Below are 16,407 nucleotides of genomic sequence, written 5' to 3'. Positions count from 1 at the left end.
CACCTAAAAATGGCTTCCACCATAAAACACAAACTCCTATGTTGTTTGGTAATGTTTACGGCATTACTAAAGTTTTCTACCGCAAATGCGCAGGTTCCTTTTTATAAAGACGCTTCGCAATCGATTGATTCACGCGTAAAAGATCTTTTATCGAAATTAACCATCGACGAAAAAATTTCCTTATTAGGTTACCGCAGCCAGGCCGTACCGCGTTTAGGCATCCCTGCATATAACTGGTGGAATGAGGCTTTGCATGGCGTAGCCCGCGCCGGGGAAGCAACCATATTTCCGCAAGCTATCGGTATGTCGGCTACATTTAACGAAGATCTGTTAAAGCAGGTATCAACGGCCATATCAACTGAGGCCCGCGCAAAATATAACCTGGCCATTGCACAAGACAGGCACCTGCAATACATGGGCCTCACCTTTTGGACACCCAACATCAATATTTTCCGCGACCCGCGCTGGGGACGCGGACAGGAAACTTATGGCGAAGACCCTTTCCTGACCGGCCGTATGGGCTCAGCCTTTGTTAAAGGTTTGCAGGGTGATGATCCTAAATACCTAAAAACATCGGCCACGGCCAAACACTTTGCCGTACACAGCGGCCCCGAAGCCACCCGCGATAAATTTGACGCCAAGGTTGATGAGAAAGATCTTCGCGAAACCTACCTGTATGCCTTTCACGAACTGGTTAAAAACCACGTTGAATCGGTAATGAGCGCCTACAACCGTGTTAACGGTGTACCAAACTCTATCAATAAAATGCTGCTTACCGATATATTGCGGAAAGAATGGGGCTTTAACGGCCATGTAGTAACTGATTGTGGTGCCCTGGATGATGTGTACCTTACTCACAAAACACTACCAACTGCGGTTGAAGTAGCCGCTGCTGCCATAAAGGCTGGCGTTGACCTGGATTGCTCGTCCATTTTGCAAAACGATGGTATTAAAGCTATTAAACAAGGCCTGCTTACCGAAAAAGATGTTGACCAGGCCCTGAGCGCTATCTTACGCACCGAATTTAAACTGGGTTTTTATGACGACCCTGCCGCTAATCCTTATCATGGTTACGGCGCCGACAGTGTTCACAATGAACAACATTTGGCTTTGGCCCGTAAAGTAGCCCAGCAAAGCATGGTATTGTTAAAGAATAACAACAATGTTTTGCCATTCAAAAAAAGCAGCTACTCCAGCATTATGGTGGTTGGGCCAAACGCGGCCTCGCTCGATGCTATGATAGCTAATTACCACGGTACCAGCAGCAAAGTGATCAATTTTGTTGAGGGTATTACCGGCGCGGTTGATAAAGCTACCCGTGTTGAATATGACCTGGGATGTGATTATAAAGATACCACCCATTTTGGCGGCACCTGGGCTGCGGGCAATGCTGATGCTACCATTGCTGTGATAGGCCTATCCCCGGTTTTGGAAGGCGAAGCAGGCGACGCTTTCCTGTCTGAAAGCGGCGGCGATAAAAAAAACCTGAGCCTGCCTGCCAGCGAAATTGCTTTTATGAAAGAGCTGCGTAAAAGTGTAAAAAACAAACCTCTTATTGCTGTAATTACCGCAGGCAGCGATGTTGATATATCTGCTATTGAGCCTTATGCCGATGCCATTATATTTGCCTGGTATCCCGGCGAACAGGGGGGTAATGCATTAGCTGATATTATTTTTGGCGATGTTTCGCCTTCGGGCCACCTGCCGCTTACTTTTTATAAAGACATGAGCAATTTACCCGATTACAGCGATTACAACATGAAAAACCGCACTTACCGTTATTATACCGGTCCGGTGCAATATCCTTTTGGTTTTGGTTTAAGTTATACAACGTTTAACTATACCCTCGGCAGCAAATTGAAATCGGCCTATAAAAAAGCTGATACCGTTGCCGTAACCGTAAACGTTAAAAACACAGGTAAGTTTAATGGTGATGAGGTGGTACAAGCATATATCAAATATCCAAGCATCGACAGGATGCCGGTTAAAGAATTAAAAAGCTTTAAACGCATAAGCCTGGAGCAGGATAAAGAAGGTACCGTTACTTTGAAAATCCCTGTTCAGGATTTAAAGAAATGGGACCTTGCCACACACAAATGGAAGCTTTATCCCGGCAGCTACAAATTAGTACTGGGCAGCAGCTCGGCCGATGAAAAATTGGTAGCTGATTTTAAAATATCTAATTGAACAGATTTTTATAAATAGCAGGCGCTTAAACTCAAATGCGTCATTGCGAGGTACGAAGCAATCCCAAACTATACAGGGCGAACCTGCTTATCGGGGATTGCTTCGTACCTCGCAATGACGTTTTTTTATGATTTATTCATAGCAAGGCTTTCAAATCCTTCATAATTCTACTTTTATCAGCAGCAGTTTTAGCCAACTTTAAGGCAGTTTGCAAATGCGATACTGCCTTTTCGCCATCTACCCCTGTATACAAGTAACCAAGCAGTACATGGTACAAATGATTGGTATCCACCTTTAACTTTTCGGCCTCAATAATGGCTTTCTCCTTCCCTTTTACCTTTGCCAAAGCATAAGCCCGGTTCAACGCAGCCGCAGGCGAATAAGCAGCGATAAGTAACCTATTGTAGAGCATTAATATATTTTCCCATTTTTCGGGAGTATCAGTTTTAACGGTATGCCAATAAGCTATAGCAGCTTCAATATGATATTTACCGGCGTCGTTTCCTTTTTTTGAGGCAAGGTTTAGGTAGTATCGTCCTTTTACTATCAAATCATCATTCCAAAGCATTCTGTCCTGGTCATCATAGCGGATCATTTCGCCATTTTCGTCTACCCGGGCATCAAACCTTGAAGCATGAAAACACATGAGTGATAATAAGGCATTCACCTCGGGCAGGTTGGTTTGCTTGTTTTCTATGAGGAGATAGTTAAGCCGCATGGCTTCTAAACACAAATCTTTTCGCAATGTAGTGCTCTGGCAGCTGGAGTAATAGCCCTCATTAAACAGCAGGTATAAAGTTTTCAGTACGATGCCCAGCCGGTTAACAATATCAGCCCGTTCAGGAAAAACGATCTTTACTTTTTGCTCCCTGAGCTTTTCCTTAGCCCTGAACAGGCGTTTGTTAATGGTTTCTTTATTCGATAAGAAAGCCTCGGCAATTTCATCAATTCCGAAACCGCAAAGGATTCGTAATGCAAGGCCAATCTGTGCCTCGGCCGGCAATACCGGGTGACAAATAGCAAACATCATTTGCAGCTGGCTGTCGCTAATATTTTGGTTAGAAAGATCGATCTCTGCCTCGTAATTATCCTCTGCAACAATCCCTTCGGCTATTTTTTGCTTAAACCTAGAGCCACGCCTTACATAATCGGTTGCTTTATTGCGGGCCACAGTATATAACCATGCTTTAGGGTTATCCGGCAATCCCTTGATCCCCCATGTTTCGGCAGCTGTGAGAAAAGTATCACTGGCGATATCTTCGGCGGCTTCTATATATTCAAAGCCAAAGTAACGGCATAATACCGCGATTATCTTTTGATATTCGGAGCGGAACAAATGTGGTAGAAGCTGATCTTGCTGCATAAAACAAGCAGCCTCCCGTATATGGGAGGCTGCAAATCAATTATACTTCCATTGGGATGATAGGACGCACCTCAACACTTCCCCCTACCGACAGGATCGGGCAGCCCTTTGATAACTCGGCGGCTTCTTCCAGCGATGACGCTTTGATAATACTGTAACCCCCAATAGCTTCCTTAACTTCAACATAAGGGCCGTCTGTTACTACATTGTCGGGTTTTACAACGCTGCCGGCGGTATCCAACCTGTTGCCTACAGCAACCAGTTTGTTTTGCGCGGCAATCCCGCCAATCCATTCGCGCCAGTAATTCATCATAGCTTGCATCTGTTCGGGCGACCGCTGCGCTGCAGTGGCTTCTGCGTCTCTTCTGAAGATCAATAAGAACTCGTTCATGTTTTTTGAATTTAATGGTTAAAACCAAAAGACGATCAGGTTTGGCTGAATTGGACAACTACTTGATTTTTTTTCAAATTAACCAGAAAAACTTAATCTGCAATGTATAACCTTACATAATACTTATAAATTGAGGTTGATGTGCTTTTGTTATTTCACGTACTTTGATAATACAACAAAACTACCACATTATGAAATACAGAAAATTAGGAAACACCGGAGTTGAACTTTCGGCCATTGGACTGGGATGTATGGGCATGAACCATGCTTACGGCCAGCCGGATGACGATGAATCAATAGCAACACTTGAAAAATCAATAGAAATAGGCATTAACTTTTGGGATACGGCCGATGTTTATGCCAATGGCCGAAATGAAGAACTCGTATCAAAGGTATTGGCACCCAATCGTGATAAGATCTTCATCGCCACCAAATTTGGTTTCAGGGCCGGTGCCGATGGCAGATTAACCGAGTTTAACGGCTCGCCGGCTTATCTTAAAACCGCGGTTGAACAAAGTTTAAAACGCTTAAGAACAGATGTAATTGACCTCTACTACGCCCACCGCATCGACCCAAATGTGCCCGTTGAGGATATGGTTGGCGCCATGGCCGACCTGGTAAAAGAAGGTAAAGTAAAATACCTGGGTCTGTCAGAAGCTTCGGCAAACTCTGTCCGTCGTGCGCATGCGGTACATCCAATCAGCGCCTTGCAAAGTGAATATTCATTATTAACCCGCGATGTTGAGGCTGAGATCTTGCCAGTTTGCAAAGAGCTTGGGATTTCATTTGTACCCTTTAGTCCGCTGGTACGTGGATTGGTTACTAATGCGTTGGATGTAACCAAACTGGCTGATAATGATTTCAGGAAAAGCCTGCCCCGTTATCAGGATGCCAACGCCGAAAATAATATGGGCCTGGCTCATGAGTTTGCACAACTTGCGGCTCAAAAAAACTGCACACCTGCCCAGTTAGCCCTTGCCTGGGTGCTGGCACAAGGCGATAACATTATCCCTATTCCAGGAACAAAGAGGAGAAAATACCTTCTGGACAATGCCGGCTCGGTTGATGTGGAATTAACCGCCAATGATTTACGGGATATTGAAACCGTTTTAGCTAAATACCCGGATACCGGCGACAGGTATAATGAGGCTAATTACAAATTTGTTGATAAGAATTAATTGTAATTTTATTTCACGACGGCGCTAAGACGCCGGATTCCGTTGCCTGTCTTAGCGCCTCTGCGTGAAAAAATATAAACCCTTATGGCATATAACGAACAAATGGCCGATCGTATTCGCGAAGCATTAATGGACCTCCCGGTGGTGGAAGAAAAGAAAATGTTCCAGGGAGTTTGTTTTATGGTAGATGATAAGTTATGTGTTTGCGTACGCGACAATAGCATTTTGTGCCGCATTGGCGAACAACAAGCGGCTATTGAACTTGAGAAAGGAAACTGTAACCAAATGTTAAGCGGCGAAAGAGTAATGAAAGGCTATGTTTATGTTGAAGATTTTAACCTGCAAACCACCAACCAGCTGAATTACTGGATCAACCTGTGCCTTGCATTTAATCCGCTGGCAGAGGCATCCAAAAAGAAAAAGAGTAAGAAGTAGCATCATTCACAACAACTACTTCTTAACCATTTTATAATGTTTGATCCCGGCTTCTTCAAACTCCGGCCCTGATGCTTCAAAACCCAGTTTTTCATAAAAAGGTACCGCGTGGGTTTGCGAATTAAGATAAACATAATCCGCATCGGCCGGCAAATCGTCCAACACAGTTTTCACCAGTTCCCCTCCTATACCATATCCCCTGAACATTTTCAGTACGGCAAACCGTTCAAGCTTATAACCGTTTTCGGTTTTACGCCAGCGGCAGGCACCGGCCGGTGCTCCATCAGCAGTAGCTAAAAAATGATGTGATACATCTTCATGTTCATACTCCAGCTCGGGCGGGCAATTTTGTTCAACAACGAACACTTCGTGCCTTATGGCATGTACAATATCAAGATCAGCTTGCTCCGTTACTTTTTTTACTATGATTTTTGCGGGCATTGATGTAATGCGGTTTTGTTTTGAAATGATTGAGTTTTGTGGTGTGGTTTTCTCTTGCGGCATCAATAGAGTGCGTACAGGTGATATCATCTTCCTCTTCCGCAAGTCCGGCCAGTTCCACATAAAATTTATGCAATTGATCGAGCTCCTTTTCGGTAATATCTTCAATATCAACCATCCGGTTGCTTGCCCCCTGGTGCGAGGCAAGCAGCTCATTCAGTTTCAAATGTATAGCCTTCGAATCTTTATTTTGTGATTTCTGAATCAAAAAAACCATCAGAAAAGTAACCACAGTAGTACCGGTATTGATAACCAACTGCCAGGTATCCGAATAATGGAATAATGGTCCGGTTATTCCCCAAACAATGATGATACCAAAAGCCGTGATAAATGCTCCCGAACTGCCCGTGGCTATAGTGGCCCAGTTGGCAAAGCGTTCAAATAAATTCTTTTTCTTCTTATTAATTTCAACCATATAGAAGCCTTTATCTTTTCTGGGGGGTCGAATCGCCTGCTGCCTGTAAACAACAAAGCGCCTGTACAACAAATGTACAGGCGCTTTTGTTAGTTTATAATGAATATTATAATTTGCTGTGTACGTCGATACAGTTAAGATCTTCGAAAGCAGCAGAAAGCCTTTTAACAAAGTTTTCTTCGCCTTTGCGTAACCAAACGCGCGGGTCATAATATTTTTTGTTTGGAGAATCTTCACCGTCCGGGCTGCCGATCTGGCTTTGCAAATAGCCTTCTTTTGATTGGTAGTAATCTTTAATGCCTTCCCAGAAAGCCCACTGCATATCGGTATCAATATTCATTTTGATAGCACCATATGAAATAGCTTCGCGGATTTCTTCCTGGCTTGAACCAGAACCACCATGGAATACAAAGTTGATCGGTTTTTCTGCAGTTAAACCAAATTTTTGTTTAACATACTCCTGTGAGTTGTGCAGGATAACCGGTTGTAACTTAACATTACCTGGTTTGTACACACCATGAACGTTACCAAAAGCAGCAGCTACAGTAAAACGGGGGCTTACTTTTAAAAGGTGCTCATATGAATAAGAAACCTCTTCTGGCTGGGTATATAAACGAGAGCTGTCAACATCAGAATTGTCAACACCATCTTCTTCACCGCCGGTTACACCCAACTCAATTTCAAGGGTCATGCCCATTTTGGCCATACGCTCGAGATATTTAGCCGAAATTTCGATATTCTCTTCAATAGGCTCTTCTGAAAGGTCGAGCATGTGCGATGAAAATAAAGGCTTGCCTGTTTCGGCAAAAAATTTCTCGCCATGATCCAGCAGGCCATCAATCCACGGTAACAATTTTTTGGCAGCATGGTCTGTATGCAGGATAACCGCAACGCCGTAATGCTCAGCCAACAGGTGAACATGCTTTGCAGCAGATACACCACCTAAAATACAGGCCTGAAGTTTTGAATTATCCAATGATTTGCCGGCGTAAAACTGTGCACCGCCATTTGACAGCTGAATAATAACCGGGGAGTTAACAGCTTTAGCTGTTTCCATAACTGCATTGATAGTATTAGTACCAATAACGTTTACTGCCGGTAAAGCAAACTGGTGCTTTTTTGCTGCTTCAAATAGTTCCTGCACCTGATCGCCGTGCAGAACACCTCTATAATTTTTTAAATCCATTAGCGTTTATTTGGGGCTCGAAGTTATAAAATTTATTGAATTCGGATACGCAATCTTAAAAGTATATTAAAACGGTAGTAAAAATAGGGTTAATTTAAAAATATGATATAATTAATTAACAATCCGATCCTTTTATTACAAAAATAGCATTAAATAAGCAATTAAACTTTCAAGCAAACAATTTGCCCTCTATAACTTTTTATATACCGGCACCACATGTTTAATATTTTTTGTTTCTTTGTACCCAATTGAAAGAGTTAGACACAGATATGGCATGGTTTAAACGAGAGTTGAAAGGGATAATTACGACTACTGAGGAAAAAAAGGAAGCCCCCGATGGCATCTGGAATAAATGCCCTAATTGTAAAAAACCTTTACACTATTCTGAGCAGGTAGAAAATCAATATGTGTGCCATTACTGTGGCTTCCACCTGCGCATAGGTTCAAAGGAATATTTTTCGGTACTATTTGATAATAACGAGTTTACAGAACTTTTCCCTGAGCTTACTTCCGGCGATCCGCTTCATTTTGAAGATACCAAAAAGTATACCGACCGACTTAAGGAAACTCAGCACAAAACAGGCTTAAAAGATGCAATAAGGGCGGGTGCCGGTAAAATTGACGGTCAGGACCTTGTTATTGCCTGTATGGATTTTAACTTCATTGGGGGATCAATGGGATCGGTAGTTGGTGAAAAGATAGCCCGCTCTATTGATTACTGTATCCAGCATAAAGTTCCGTTCCTGATGATTTCAAAATCGGGTGGTGCGCGCATGATGGAAGCCGCGTTTTCATTAATGCAAATGGCTAAAACATCGGCTAAACTTGCCTTGCTTTCACAGGCAAAAATCCCTTATATATCTTTACTTACCGATCCAACCACCGGCGGCGTAACAGCATCATACGCTATGTTAGGCGATATCAATATTGCTGAGCCAGGTGCATTAATTGGCTTTGCAGGACCAAGGGTAATTAAAGAAACCATTAAAAAAGATCTTCCAAAGGGTTTCCAGACTGCCGAGTTTGTGCAGGAGCACGGTTTCCTTGATTTCATTGTTGACAGGAGAGAAATGAAAGAAAAATTAGCTTCGTTTATTAAAATGATGGCCGATTAAGATATATATCGATGATTATACGGTAAGGGATAAGCTTAAATGTTTATCCCTTATTTTTTGCTATCGCTTCTGGAAAATCGTCATTGCGAGGAGGAACGACGAAGCAATCGCGAACTCTGCAGGGGCACTTGCATAGCCGCTCTGTAAAGTTGGGGATTGCTTCGTACCTCGCAATGACGGGTGGACAGGCCTTACCTCCACAACCAATCTGACTAACTCCTCCCTCCCCTGCCATTTTGACAATACATTAACAATTGGAACATACATTGATAACATAATTGCGACAAACATTAAATCAACCATATTAAATATAGTTATGCAAGAAAAAGGCAGCATTTCGATCCACACCGAGAACATTTTCCCGATCATTAAGAAGTTCTTATACTCTGATAATGAGATATTTTTGCGCGAGCTGGTATCAAACGCGGTAGATGCTACCCAAAAAATTAAACGTTTGGCTTCATTAGGCCAGTACACCGGCGAACTTGGTGACCTCCGTGTTGAGGTTGCTTTTGATGCAGACAAAAAGACAATCACCATTAGTGATAATGGTATTGGTATGACCGCCGAAGAGATCAAAAAATACATCAACCAGATCGCGTTCTCAGGCGCTACCGAATTCATGGAGAAATTCAAGGAGGCTAAGGATGCCAATGAGATCATCGGCCGATTTGGTTTAGGTTTTTATTCGGCTTTCATGGTGGCCGATAAGGTAGAGATCCAAACCCTATCCTACCAGGAAGGTGCAGAACCTGCTTTCTGGGTATGCGACGGTAGCACCGAATTTGAAATTGGCGAAGGTATTTTAGAAGAGCGTGGCACCGAAATTACACTGTACATCAACGATGAATCGGCTGAATTTTTAAGCCAATACAAACTTCAGGAGATCCTTGATAAATATTGCAAATTTTTGCCGGTTCCTATCAAATTCGGCATCAAAACCGAATCTGTTGAAGATGGCGTTGATGAAGAAGGTAAACCAAAATACACTTCAGTTGAAGTTGATAATATCATCAACACCACTAACCCTATCTGGACAAAGGCACCATCTGAATTAAAAGATGAAGATTACCTCGACTTTTACAAACAGCTTTATCCTTTCAGCGAAGACCCATTATTCTGGATCCACCTTAATGTTGATTATCCTTTCAACCTAACAGGTGTACTATACTTCCCTAAACTGAAAAACGATTTTGAATTCCAGAAAAACAAGATCAAATTATTCAGTCGCCAGGTATTTATTACCGACGAGGTAAAAGACATTGTTCCTGAATTTTTGATGCTGTTACATGGCGTTATCGATTCACCTGATATCCCGCTTAACGTATCACGCAGCTTTTTACAGGCCGATAGCAACGTTAAAAAGATCAACAGCTATATCACCAAAAAAGTAGCTGATAAATTGGCAGACCTTTTTAAAGCCGACCGCAAAGCTTACGAAGAAAAATGGACAGATATTGGCCTGTTTGTAAAATACGGCATGGTGAGCGAAGACAAGTTTTATGACAAAGCAAAAGACTTTGTTTTGGTTACCAACACCGAAAAACAAAACTTCACGCTGCCTGAGTATAAAGACAAAGTTGAAGCCAACCAAACAGATAAAGACGGGCAGTTGGTTTACATCTACACCAATGATCCGGCAAAACAGGATTCATTTATCCAATCGGCCAATAAAAAAGGCTATGATGTATTGGTGATGAACTCTCCTATCGACAACCACTTTATTAGCCAGTTGGAGCAAAAATTAGAGAAAACATCATTAAAACGTGTTGATGCTGATGTGGCCGATAAACTGATCAAAAAAGATGATGCGCCTGAAACGGTACTTACCGAAGAGCAAAGCACCCAGGTTAAGGACATCTTTAACAAAGCCATTAACAAGCCTGCTTACAACGTACAAATTGAGAGCCTCAGCCCTGACGAATTGCCTGTTACAATAACTATGGACGAATTTATGCGCCGCATGAAAGATATGGCAGCTATGGGTGGTGGCATGAGTTTCTATGGCAACATGCCTGACAATTACAAGGTGATTGTAAACGGCAACCACAAACTGGTAAGCCGTATTTTGCAGGAAGAAGATGAAACCGTGCAGGCCCAGCTTTCAAAACAAGCTTTTGATTTGGCGCTGTTATCACAAGGTTTATTAACAGGTGCTGATTTAACTGAATTTGTTAAACGCAGCGTGAGTTTGATATAAAAGCAACTTTAAAAAGTTACTTCCCATTTTTTGAATTAAAGGCCATCTGTTGTCGTTGTCAGATGGCCTTTAATATTGAGAATATCTCTGCTAAGCTTTTTTTTAAAGGTGTAATTTCAAAAGGATCATGTGTTATTTTGCAGATCTGACCGTTACTTTCAATACCGATAAAGTCCCCATCTTCCAGGTCGTAGATATGGTAAAATACTCTTTCCTTCAGGTTTACTTCGTAAATCTCGTCCGGATCTATTAATTTGAGGTCATCGTTACTTAACACATCTTTGAGACTTTGATAGTCTCTTCTGTAGTCGTCGGTTTCATAACATATGATGTACGAAGACACGTCTGCACTGATTATATCAACTACATTGCCGGCTAATCCTTTTACGCTATAACCTGAAATTACTTCTTCGCTAACAAATATGGTGTAATCAAACCAGTTTTCTCCATCTATATCGCGTACTTTTATATTTGTAATTTCATAATCCCTTTCGCCCATACGTCTAAATTCTTTGTACTCATCTGAATAAGAAAATGCCACGTAATCAGGATAAGAGGCACTATAACCAACAAGCGATGAGGCAAATATATCTGCTTCTATCTGACGTTTCAGATATTCAAACTCCGTTGGCAGCTTTTCAAGCGTTTTATACATCAGCACCAATTCCCAATCGTGTACAGGGCGCTTTGACCTTTTTCTATTAAATAGCCGAAACATAATTTCAATATCTTTTTAGTGCCTAAATCTACTGAATTACCAGTGGGCTTTTTGTTTAAAAGATTGCTTAAATTTGAATGTACTTAAACCTAAATAACTCTTTACAGTCTAACCACTTAAACATTTATATCATGAAAATCTTAAACAAAATAGCCCTTTTGGCTGCTTTCATATTTATTGGCGTTAACGTAAGCTTTGCTCAAACCAAAGCTGAGAAAAAGGCAGCCAAGCAGGCTGAAATCAAAAAGATGGTAGAGGACCAAAACTTTGTATTTAAGGCAAATTATGCTTTACCGATGCGGGGCGGTACCAGGCCGCTTACCTCTGATTATGACATGACGATAACTAAAGATACCATTGTATCATTTTTACCGTATTTTGGCCGGGCCTATGTAGCGCCTCCTCCGGGAACAACAGATGGCGGCATCAAAGTTAATACTACAAAATTCACATATTCGTCAGTAAAAAAGGGAAGCGGATGGAATATCACGATAAAACCCAAAGAAAAAAACATAGCCGACTGGCGCGATGTACAAACATTTAATCTGAGTATTTCGCAGGATGGATACGGCTCCCTGCAAGTGATCAGCAGTAACCGCGACCCAATATCATTCAATGGTTATGTGGAAGCGAGAAAAAGTAAATAGGAAAAGCCTGAGGCTTAAAGCAGCAAGAATTGGCCCGGAGCATAATTGCTTTGGGCTTTTTGCTTTCAGCGTTTAGCTCATTAACCTTCAGCTATCAATCCCGCATTATCCTTCAGCTCCACTCCCGACAGTTTCCGTTTAAACGCTTCATTAATTAAATAAAAAATTTTCTTTGCTGCTTTTTTATAGGTTAAACCTTTGGGGCGGATATTAGAAACGCAGTTTCGTGATTCGTCTGTCAAGCCGGGTTTGGGATTATAGGTAAGATATGCACCAAGACTATCCGCGGCACTTAGACCAGGGCGCTCACCAATCAAGATTAAAGACAGTTTAGCCTTCAGGCCATACCCAATATCGTCGCCAATAGCTACCCTGCCTTGTTCAACCAGACTTATTGGCGCAAGCTTTAAACCATCGGCAACCAACAAAGGAATTAGCGCATCGAGCAAACCAATTGTATTTTCATTTACCGCCGTTGCAGAGAGACCATCAACTATCATAATAGCCACATCACTTTCAATACTGTAGCCGTTTAACTCATTCAATGAGGCCTCATTAAGTTTACGCCCAAGATCGGGCCGTTGCAGGTATTGCCGCCGGTCTGTTACCTGGCTATGAAGGTGCAGGATAGGCTGTTCAAAGTGTTTAAGGGAATTAGTTAGTTTGCCTGAATTTAATTCAGAGTATACAGCATCACGTGCATGCGCATGTGCCAGTTTAAACTCAAGCGACTGTTTTAAGGGGATACTCGTTCCCACCCGGCCAATAGCTATCCGCGCAGAAGTAAACTCCTGCAAGGCTTTCAAAGGTTCAATTTCATGTGGGATGTTTCGTTTCATTCAATAAAAAAAATGTCATTGCTGGCGTAGCGTGGCAATCCCGTAGCAATTGCATGTCCAATTTGTATAGCTATGAGATTGCCACGTCGCCCCGAATGCTCATGTCCACACGGCTCCTCGCAAAGACATGATTTTATTGTCACTACAAAGAACCTTTTACCATTCGCGTTTTCCATTCACCTTAAAAAACCCCACCCAGCAAGCCATGCTCCCTAACAGGCAGCATATAGCCTTTATCATCAACAATCCCCTGCTTTATCAACCACCCCTCAAACTCGGGGGCTGGTTTCAAACCTAATACTTTGCGCAGGTAAAGGGCATCATGAAACGATGTTGACTGGTAATTAAGCATAATATCATCCGAGCCCGGAATACCCATCACGAAGTTGCAACCCGCTACACCAAGCAACGTAAGCAGGTTATCCATATCGTCCTGATCGGCTTCCGCATGATTGGTATAGCAAACGTCAACACCCATGGGCAAGCCAAGCAGTTTTCCGCAAAAATGATCTTCGAGCGCGGCACGAATAATCTGTTTGCCATCATACAAATATTCGGGGCCAATAAAACCAACTACGGTATTCACCAGCAAAGGATTAAACTTACGGGCGACGGCATAGGCCCTCACTTCGCAGGTTTGCTGATCTACCCCGAAATTGGCATTGGCCGATAGGGCGCTACCCTGTCCGGTTTCAAAATACATTACATTATTACCAACAGTACCCCGCTTTAACGATAGTGTGGCCTGGTAAGCTTCCTCAATCAAGCTTAAATTAACCCCGAAACTGGCATTAGCTTTTTCCGTGCCTGCAATAGATTGAAAACATAGGTCGACAGGAGCGCCCTCGTTAACCAATTGTAATGTGGTAGTTATGTGGCTTAGTACGCAGGTTTGTGTAGGGATATCGAAACGGTGCCGTAACTCATTCATCAACGTCAATAAACTGCTCACCGCCGCCGGACTGTCAGTCGCCGGGTTAATGCCTATAACAGCATCGCCGCTACCAAATAATAAGCCGTCGATGATGCTGGCCGCTACTCCCCGCGGATCATCAGTTGGGTGATTGGGCTGTAAACGCGTACTGAAATGTCCCTTTAAGCCTATGGTATTACGAAAGCGGGTAACCACCTGGCATTTATTGGCCATAGCAATCAGGTCCTGGTTGCGCATCAGTTTGGATACTGCAGCAACCATTTCGGGTGTCAAGCCGGGAGCTATAGTTGTTAAAATAGCACAGTCGGTTTCGTCACTTAATAACCAGTCACGTAATTCGCCAACGGTTAAATGGCCAATGTGACTAAAGGCAGCCTTATCATGATCGTCAATGATCAGGCGGGTAATTTCATCGTCCTCATAAGGGATTACCGCTTCATTTAAAAAGTTTTTAAGCGGCACATCGGCCAGGGTAATTTGTGCAGCCACACGTTCCTCATACCCGCCGGCGCAAAGCCCGGCCAGTTCATCGCCCGAGCGGTAGGGTGACGCCTTGCCCAGCAATGTTTTGAGGTCGGGAAACTTATAAACCCGGTGATGTATGTTGTGGCGGTACATTCCTTTATATCATTATTTCACTGGTCATTGGGTCATTTTTTTTCATTATGTCATCGGTTCATTAATCAAAAAGCGAACAAGCAAATGATTTGATGACTCAATGATTAATGACCTCCTCATCCATTGGTGCGCTCATCATATCTTCTGTTAAAGCCACTTTATGCTTGCCCATCACTATAAAAATCAGTAAAACAATTACTAATCCTCCTGCAAAAATGAGGCTCATATCTGGGTTAAAATAGATTGTTGCTATTAAACATATCACACAAATAACCAAAGCTATTGCCGGGAAAACCGGGTACACCGGGGCCAGGAAGGGTCGGCTTAAACGGGGCTCCTTTTTTCGCAGTATAAACAGGCTCAGCATACTCATGATATACATAACCACTGCACCAAGTACCGAGAGCATGATGATCTGATCCGTCTTAAACTTATAAATGAAGATGGAGCTTACTACACCACTTACAACAAGCGCCCAGTGAGGCGTTTTAAACCTGTGGTTAATATCGGATAGCATCCGGGGCAAATAACCACTGCGGGCCATAGCAAACACCTGCCGCGAAGAGGCAAGAATAATACCATGCAGCGATGCTATCAGCCCAAACAAACCTATACTGGCAAATATTTTGGTTAAGCCGTTACCCTTACCCAATACTATCCCAATAGCTTCGGGCAAGGGATAGTCTAAATGGCTTAGCTTGCGCCAATCGGTAAGTCCGCCGGTTATGATCATTACACCCAGCGCTAACACTACCAGCGTTATAATAGCCGATATATAGCCGCGGGGAATATTCCTTTTGGGGTTCTCCACTTCTTCGGCCACCATCGCAACACCTTCAATGGCCAGGTAAAACCAAACCGCAAAAGGCAGGGCTGCAAACACACCAGCCCAGCCAAAGGGCATAGGATTGGTGAGGTAGTTTACCATTTTAAAATGTGGCGATACAATACCAAGGTAAAGCAGCAGCTCAATTACGGCAAGTATAGTAATGAACACCGAAAACGTAGCCGATTCCTTTACCCCAAGCATATTTAAAAGGATAAAAAGAACATTAAAGCCCATAGCGGCCTCTGCTATTGGGATAGCCGGGTATAAAAAATGCAGGTAGCTTCCTAAAGAAACTGCTACAGCAGGCGTAGCCACCAGGAAATCAACAAGGGTAGCGTAACCGGCAATTAACCCGCCAAACGGTCCCATAGCCCGATACGCATAAGCAAAAGCGCCTCCCGCATGAGGTATGGAGGCGGTGAGTTCGGTATAGCTAAAAATAAATGTAATATACATCAAGGTGATAACCAGGGTGGCTATGAGCAAACCTATAGTGCCGGATACAGCCCATCCCAAATTCCACCCGAAATATTCGCCCGAAATAACCAGACCTACGGCTATGGCCCATAAATGGATAGGTTTCAAAACCCTTTTTAAATGTTCTGTAGATGTTTCTGCCATGCGCCGCCGTTATAAATAATATTTTATCGCCTTAAATTACTCAACAGGCAGGTTAAATCAAAATTACGGTACATTATGGAATTATTAAGCCATACTTTTCCGAAAAATACAACAAGTTCCGGCGTCTTCTTTTACAAAAAAAGCTCATAAACTAAAATAAGAGGCAAACAACAATCGTTAGCAAACAAAACAGCCGATAAAACTTAATTTATCGGCTGCAATTCTATTAT

General features: G+C 42.7%; 15 protein-coding genes. 6 read left to right on the top strand and 9 right to left on the bottom strand.

Annotated features, from left to right (window positions below; translation table 11 throughout):
* The first annotated feature begins 9 nt into the window (after nt 1-9).
* The gene (locus tag DIU38_RS06995) at nt 10-2,187 is read left to right on the top strand and encodes a glycoside hydrolase family 3 protein (RefSeq protein ID WP_243770793.1); all 2,178 of its coding nucleotides are present in this window, start codon (nt 10-12) and stop codon (nt 2,185-2,187) included.
* A 136-nt stretch (nt 2,188-2,323) separates the two neighbouring features.
* Here DIU38_RS06995 and DIU38_RS06990 read toward each other — a convergent pair whose 3' ends face one another.
* Nucleotides 2,324-3,550 (bottom strand): RNA polymerase sigma factor, encoded by a 1,227-nt coding sequence (locus DIU38_RS06990; protein WP_112654345.1) that lies wholly within the window; start codon nt 3,548-3,550, stop codon nt 2,324-2,326.
* A gap of 40 nt (nt 3,551-3,590) precedes the next feature.
* Complete coding sequence (locus DIU38_RS06985; protein ID WP_112654346.1) at nt 3,591-3,941, bottom strand: YciI family protein; 351 nt, start codon at nt 3,939-3,941, stop codon at nt 3,591-3,593.
* A gap of 191 nt (nt 3,942-4,132) precedes the next feature.
* Between DIU38_RS06985 and DIU38_RS06980 the strand changes: the two genes are divergently transcribed.
* Both DIU38_RS06980 and DIU38_RS06975 read left to right on the top strand, forming a co-directional pair.
* Entirely contained in the window at nt 4,133-5,119 is a 987-nt protein-coding gene (locus tag DIU38_RS06980; protein WP_112654347.1) for an aldo/keto reductase, read from the top strand.
* Nucleotides 5,120-5,203: 84 nt separating this feature from the next.
* Nucleotides 5,204-5,554: a TfoX/Sxy family protein gene (locus DIU38_RS06975; protein ID WP_112654348.1), complete on the top strand. Its 351-nt coding sequence runs from the start codon at nt 5,204-5,206 to the stop codon at nt 5,552-5,554.
* Between the two features lie 15 nt (nt 5,555-5,569).
* On the opposite strand, the gene DIU38_RS06970 is transcribed toward DIU38_RS06975, so the two are convergent.
* The 3 genes from DIU38_RS06970 to fbaA all read right to left on the bottom strand — a co-directional run bounded on the left by DIU38_RS06970 (nt 5,570) and on the right by fbaA (nt 7,656).
* The gene (locus DIU38_RS06970; RefSeq protein ID WP_112654349.1) at nt 5,570-5,995 is read right to left on the bottom strand and encodes a GNAT family N-acetyltransferase; all 426 of its coding nucleotides are present in this window, start codon (nt 5,993-5,995) and stop codon (nt 5,570-5,572) included.
* Complete coding sequence (locus DIU38_RS06965) at nt 5,952-6,470, bottom strand: low affinity iron permease family protein (RefSeq protein WP_090527640.1); 519 nt, start codon at nt 6,468-6,470, stop codon at nt 5,952-5,954. Before DIU38_RS06965 ends, DIU38_RS06970 begins: the two co-directional genes overlap by 44 nt.
* 106 nt (nt 6,471-6,576) lie before the next feature.
* The gene (fbaA, locus tag DIU38_RS06960) at nt 6,577-7,656 is read right to left on the bottom strand and encodes a class II fructose-bisphosphate aldolase (RefSeq protein ID WP_112654350.1); all 1,080 of its coding nucleotides are present in this window, start codon (nt 7,654-7,656) and stop codon (nt 6,577-6,579) included.
* A gap of 269 nt (nt 7,657-7,925) precedes the next feature.
* Between fbaA and accD the strand changes: the two genes are divergently transcribed.
* Together accD and htpG are read left to right on the top strand one after the other, a co-directional pair.
* A complete protein-coding gene (gene accD, locus DIU38_RS06955) occupies nt 7,926-8,771 on the top strand; it encodes an acetyl-CoA carboxylase, carboxyltransferase subunit beta (protein WP_112654351.1) in 846 nt (281 codons plus the stop codon).
* 316 nt (nt 8,772-9,087) lie between these two features.
* Entirely contained in the window at nt 9,088-10,971 is a 1,884-nt protein-coding gene (gene htpG / locus DIU38_RS06950) for a molecular chaperone HtpG (protein ID WP_112654353.1), read from the top strand.
* Between the two features lie 58 nt (nt 10,972-11,029).
* Here the strand turns inward: htpG and DIU38_RS06945 are convergent, their stop codons facing one another.
* A complete protein-coding gene (locus DIU38_RS06945; protein WP_112654354.1) occupies nt 11,030-11,689 on the bottom strand; it encodes a hypothetical protein in 660 nt (219 codons plus the stop codon).
* Nucleotides 11,690-11,820: 131 nt separating this feature from the next.
* Between DIU38_RS06945 and DIU38_RS06940 the strand changes: the two genes are divergently transcribed.
* Complete coding sequence (locus tag DIU38_RS06940; RefSeq protein WP_112654450.1) at nt 11,821-12,336, top strand: DUF4251 domain-containing protein; 516 nt, start codon at nt 11,821-11,823, stop codon at nt 12,334-12,336.
* Nucleotides 12,337-12,416: 80 nt separating this feature from the next.
* On the opposite strand, the gene eutC is transcribed toward DIU38_RS06940, so the two are convergent.
* From eutC to eat, 3 genes are all read right to left on the bottom strand, one after another.
* A complete protein-coding gene (gene eutC / locus DIU38_RS06935) occupies nt 12,417-13,175 on the bottom strand; it encodes an ethanolamine ammonia-lyase subunit EutC (RefSeq protein WP_112654355.1) in 759 nt (252 codons plus the stop codon).
* Nucleotides 13,176-13,356: 181 nt separating this feature from the next.
* Nucleotides 13,357-14,727, bottom strand: coding sequence for an ethanolamine ammonia-lyase subunit EutB (locus DIU38_RS06930; RefSeq protein ID WP_112654357.1), 1,371 nt, complete (start codon nt 14,725-14,727; stop codon nt 13,357-13,359).
* Nucleotides 14,728-14,824: 97 nt separating this feature from the next.
* Nucleotides 14,825-16,177 carry an ethanolamine permease gene (eat, locus tag DIU38_RS06925; RefSeq protein ID WP_112654358.1) on the bottom strand — a complete coding sequence of 451 codons (1,353 nt, stop codon included), beginning with the start codon at nt 16,175-16,177 and terminating at the stop codon, nt 14,825-14,827.
* Between the last annotated feature and the right edge of the window lie 230 nt (nt 16,178-16,407).

It is taken from the genome of Mucilaginibacter metallidurans (assembly GCF_003286435.2).
Taxonomy (GTDB): domain Bacteria; phylum Bacteroidota; class Bacteroidia; order Sphingobacteriales; family Sphingobacteriaceae; genus Mucilaginibacter; species Mucilaginibacter gossypii.
This window is presented reverse-complemented; position numbering and strand designations above follow the sequence as displayed.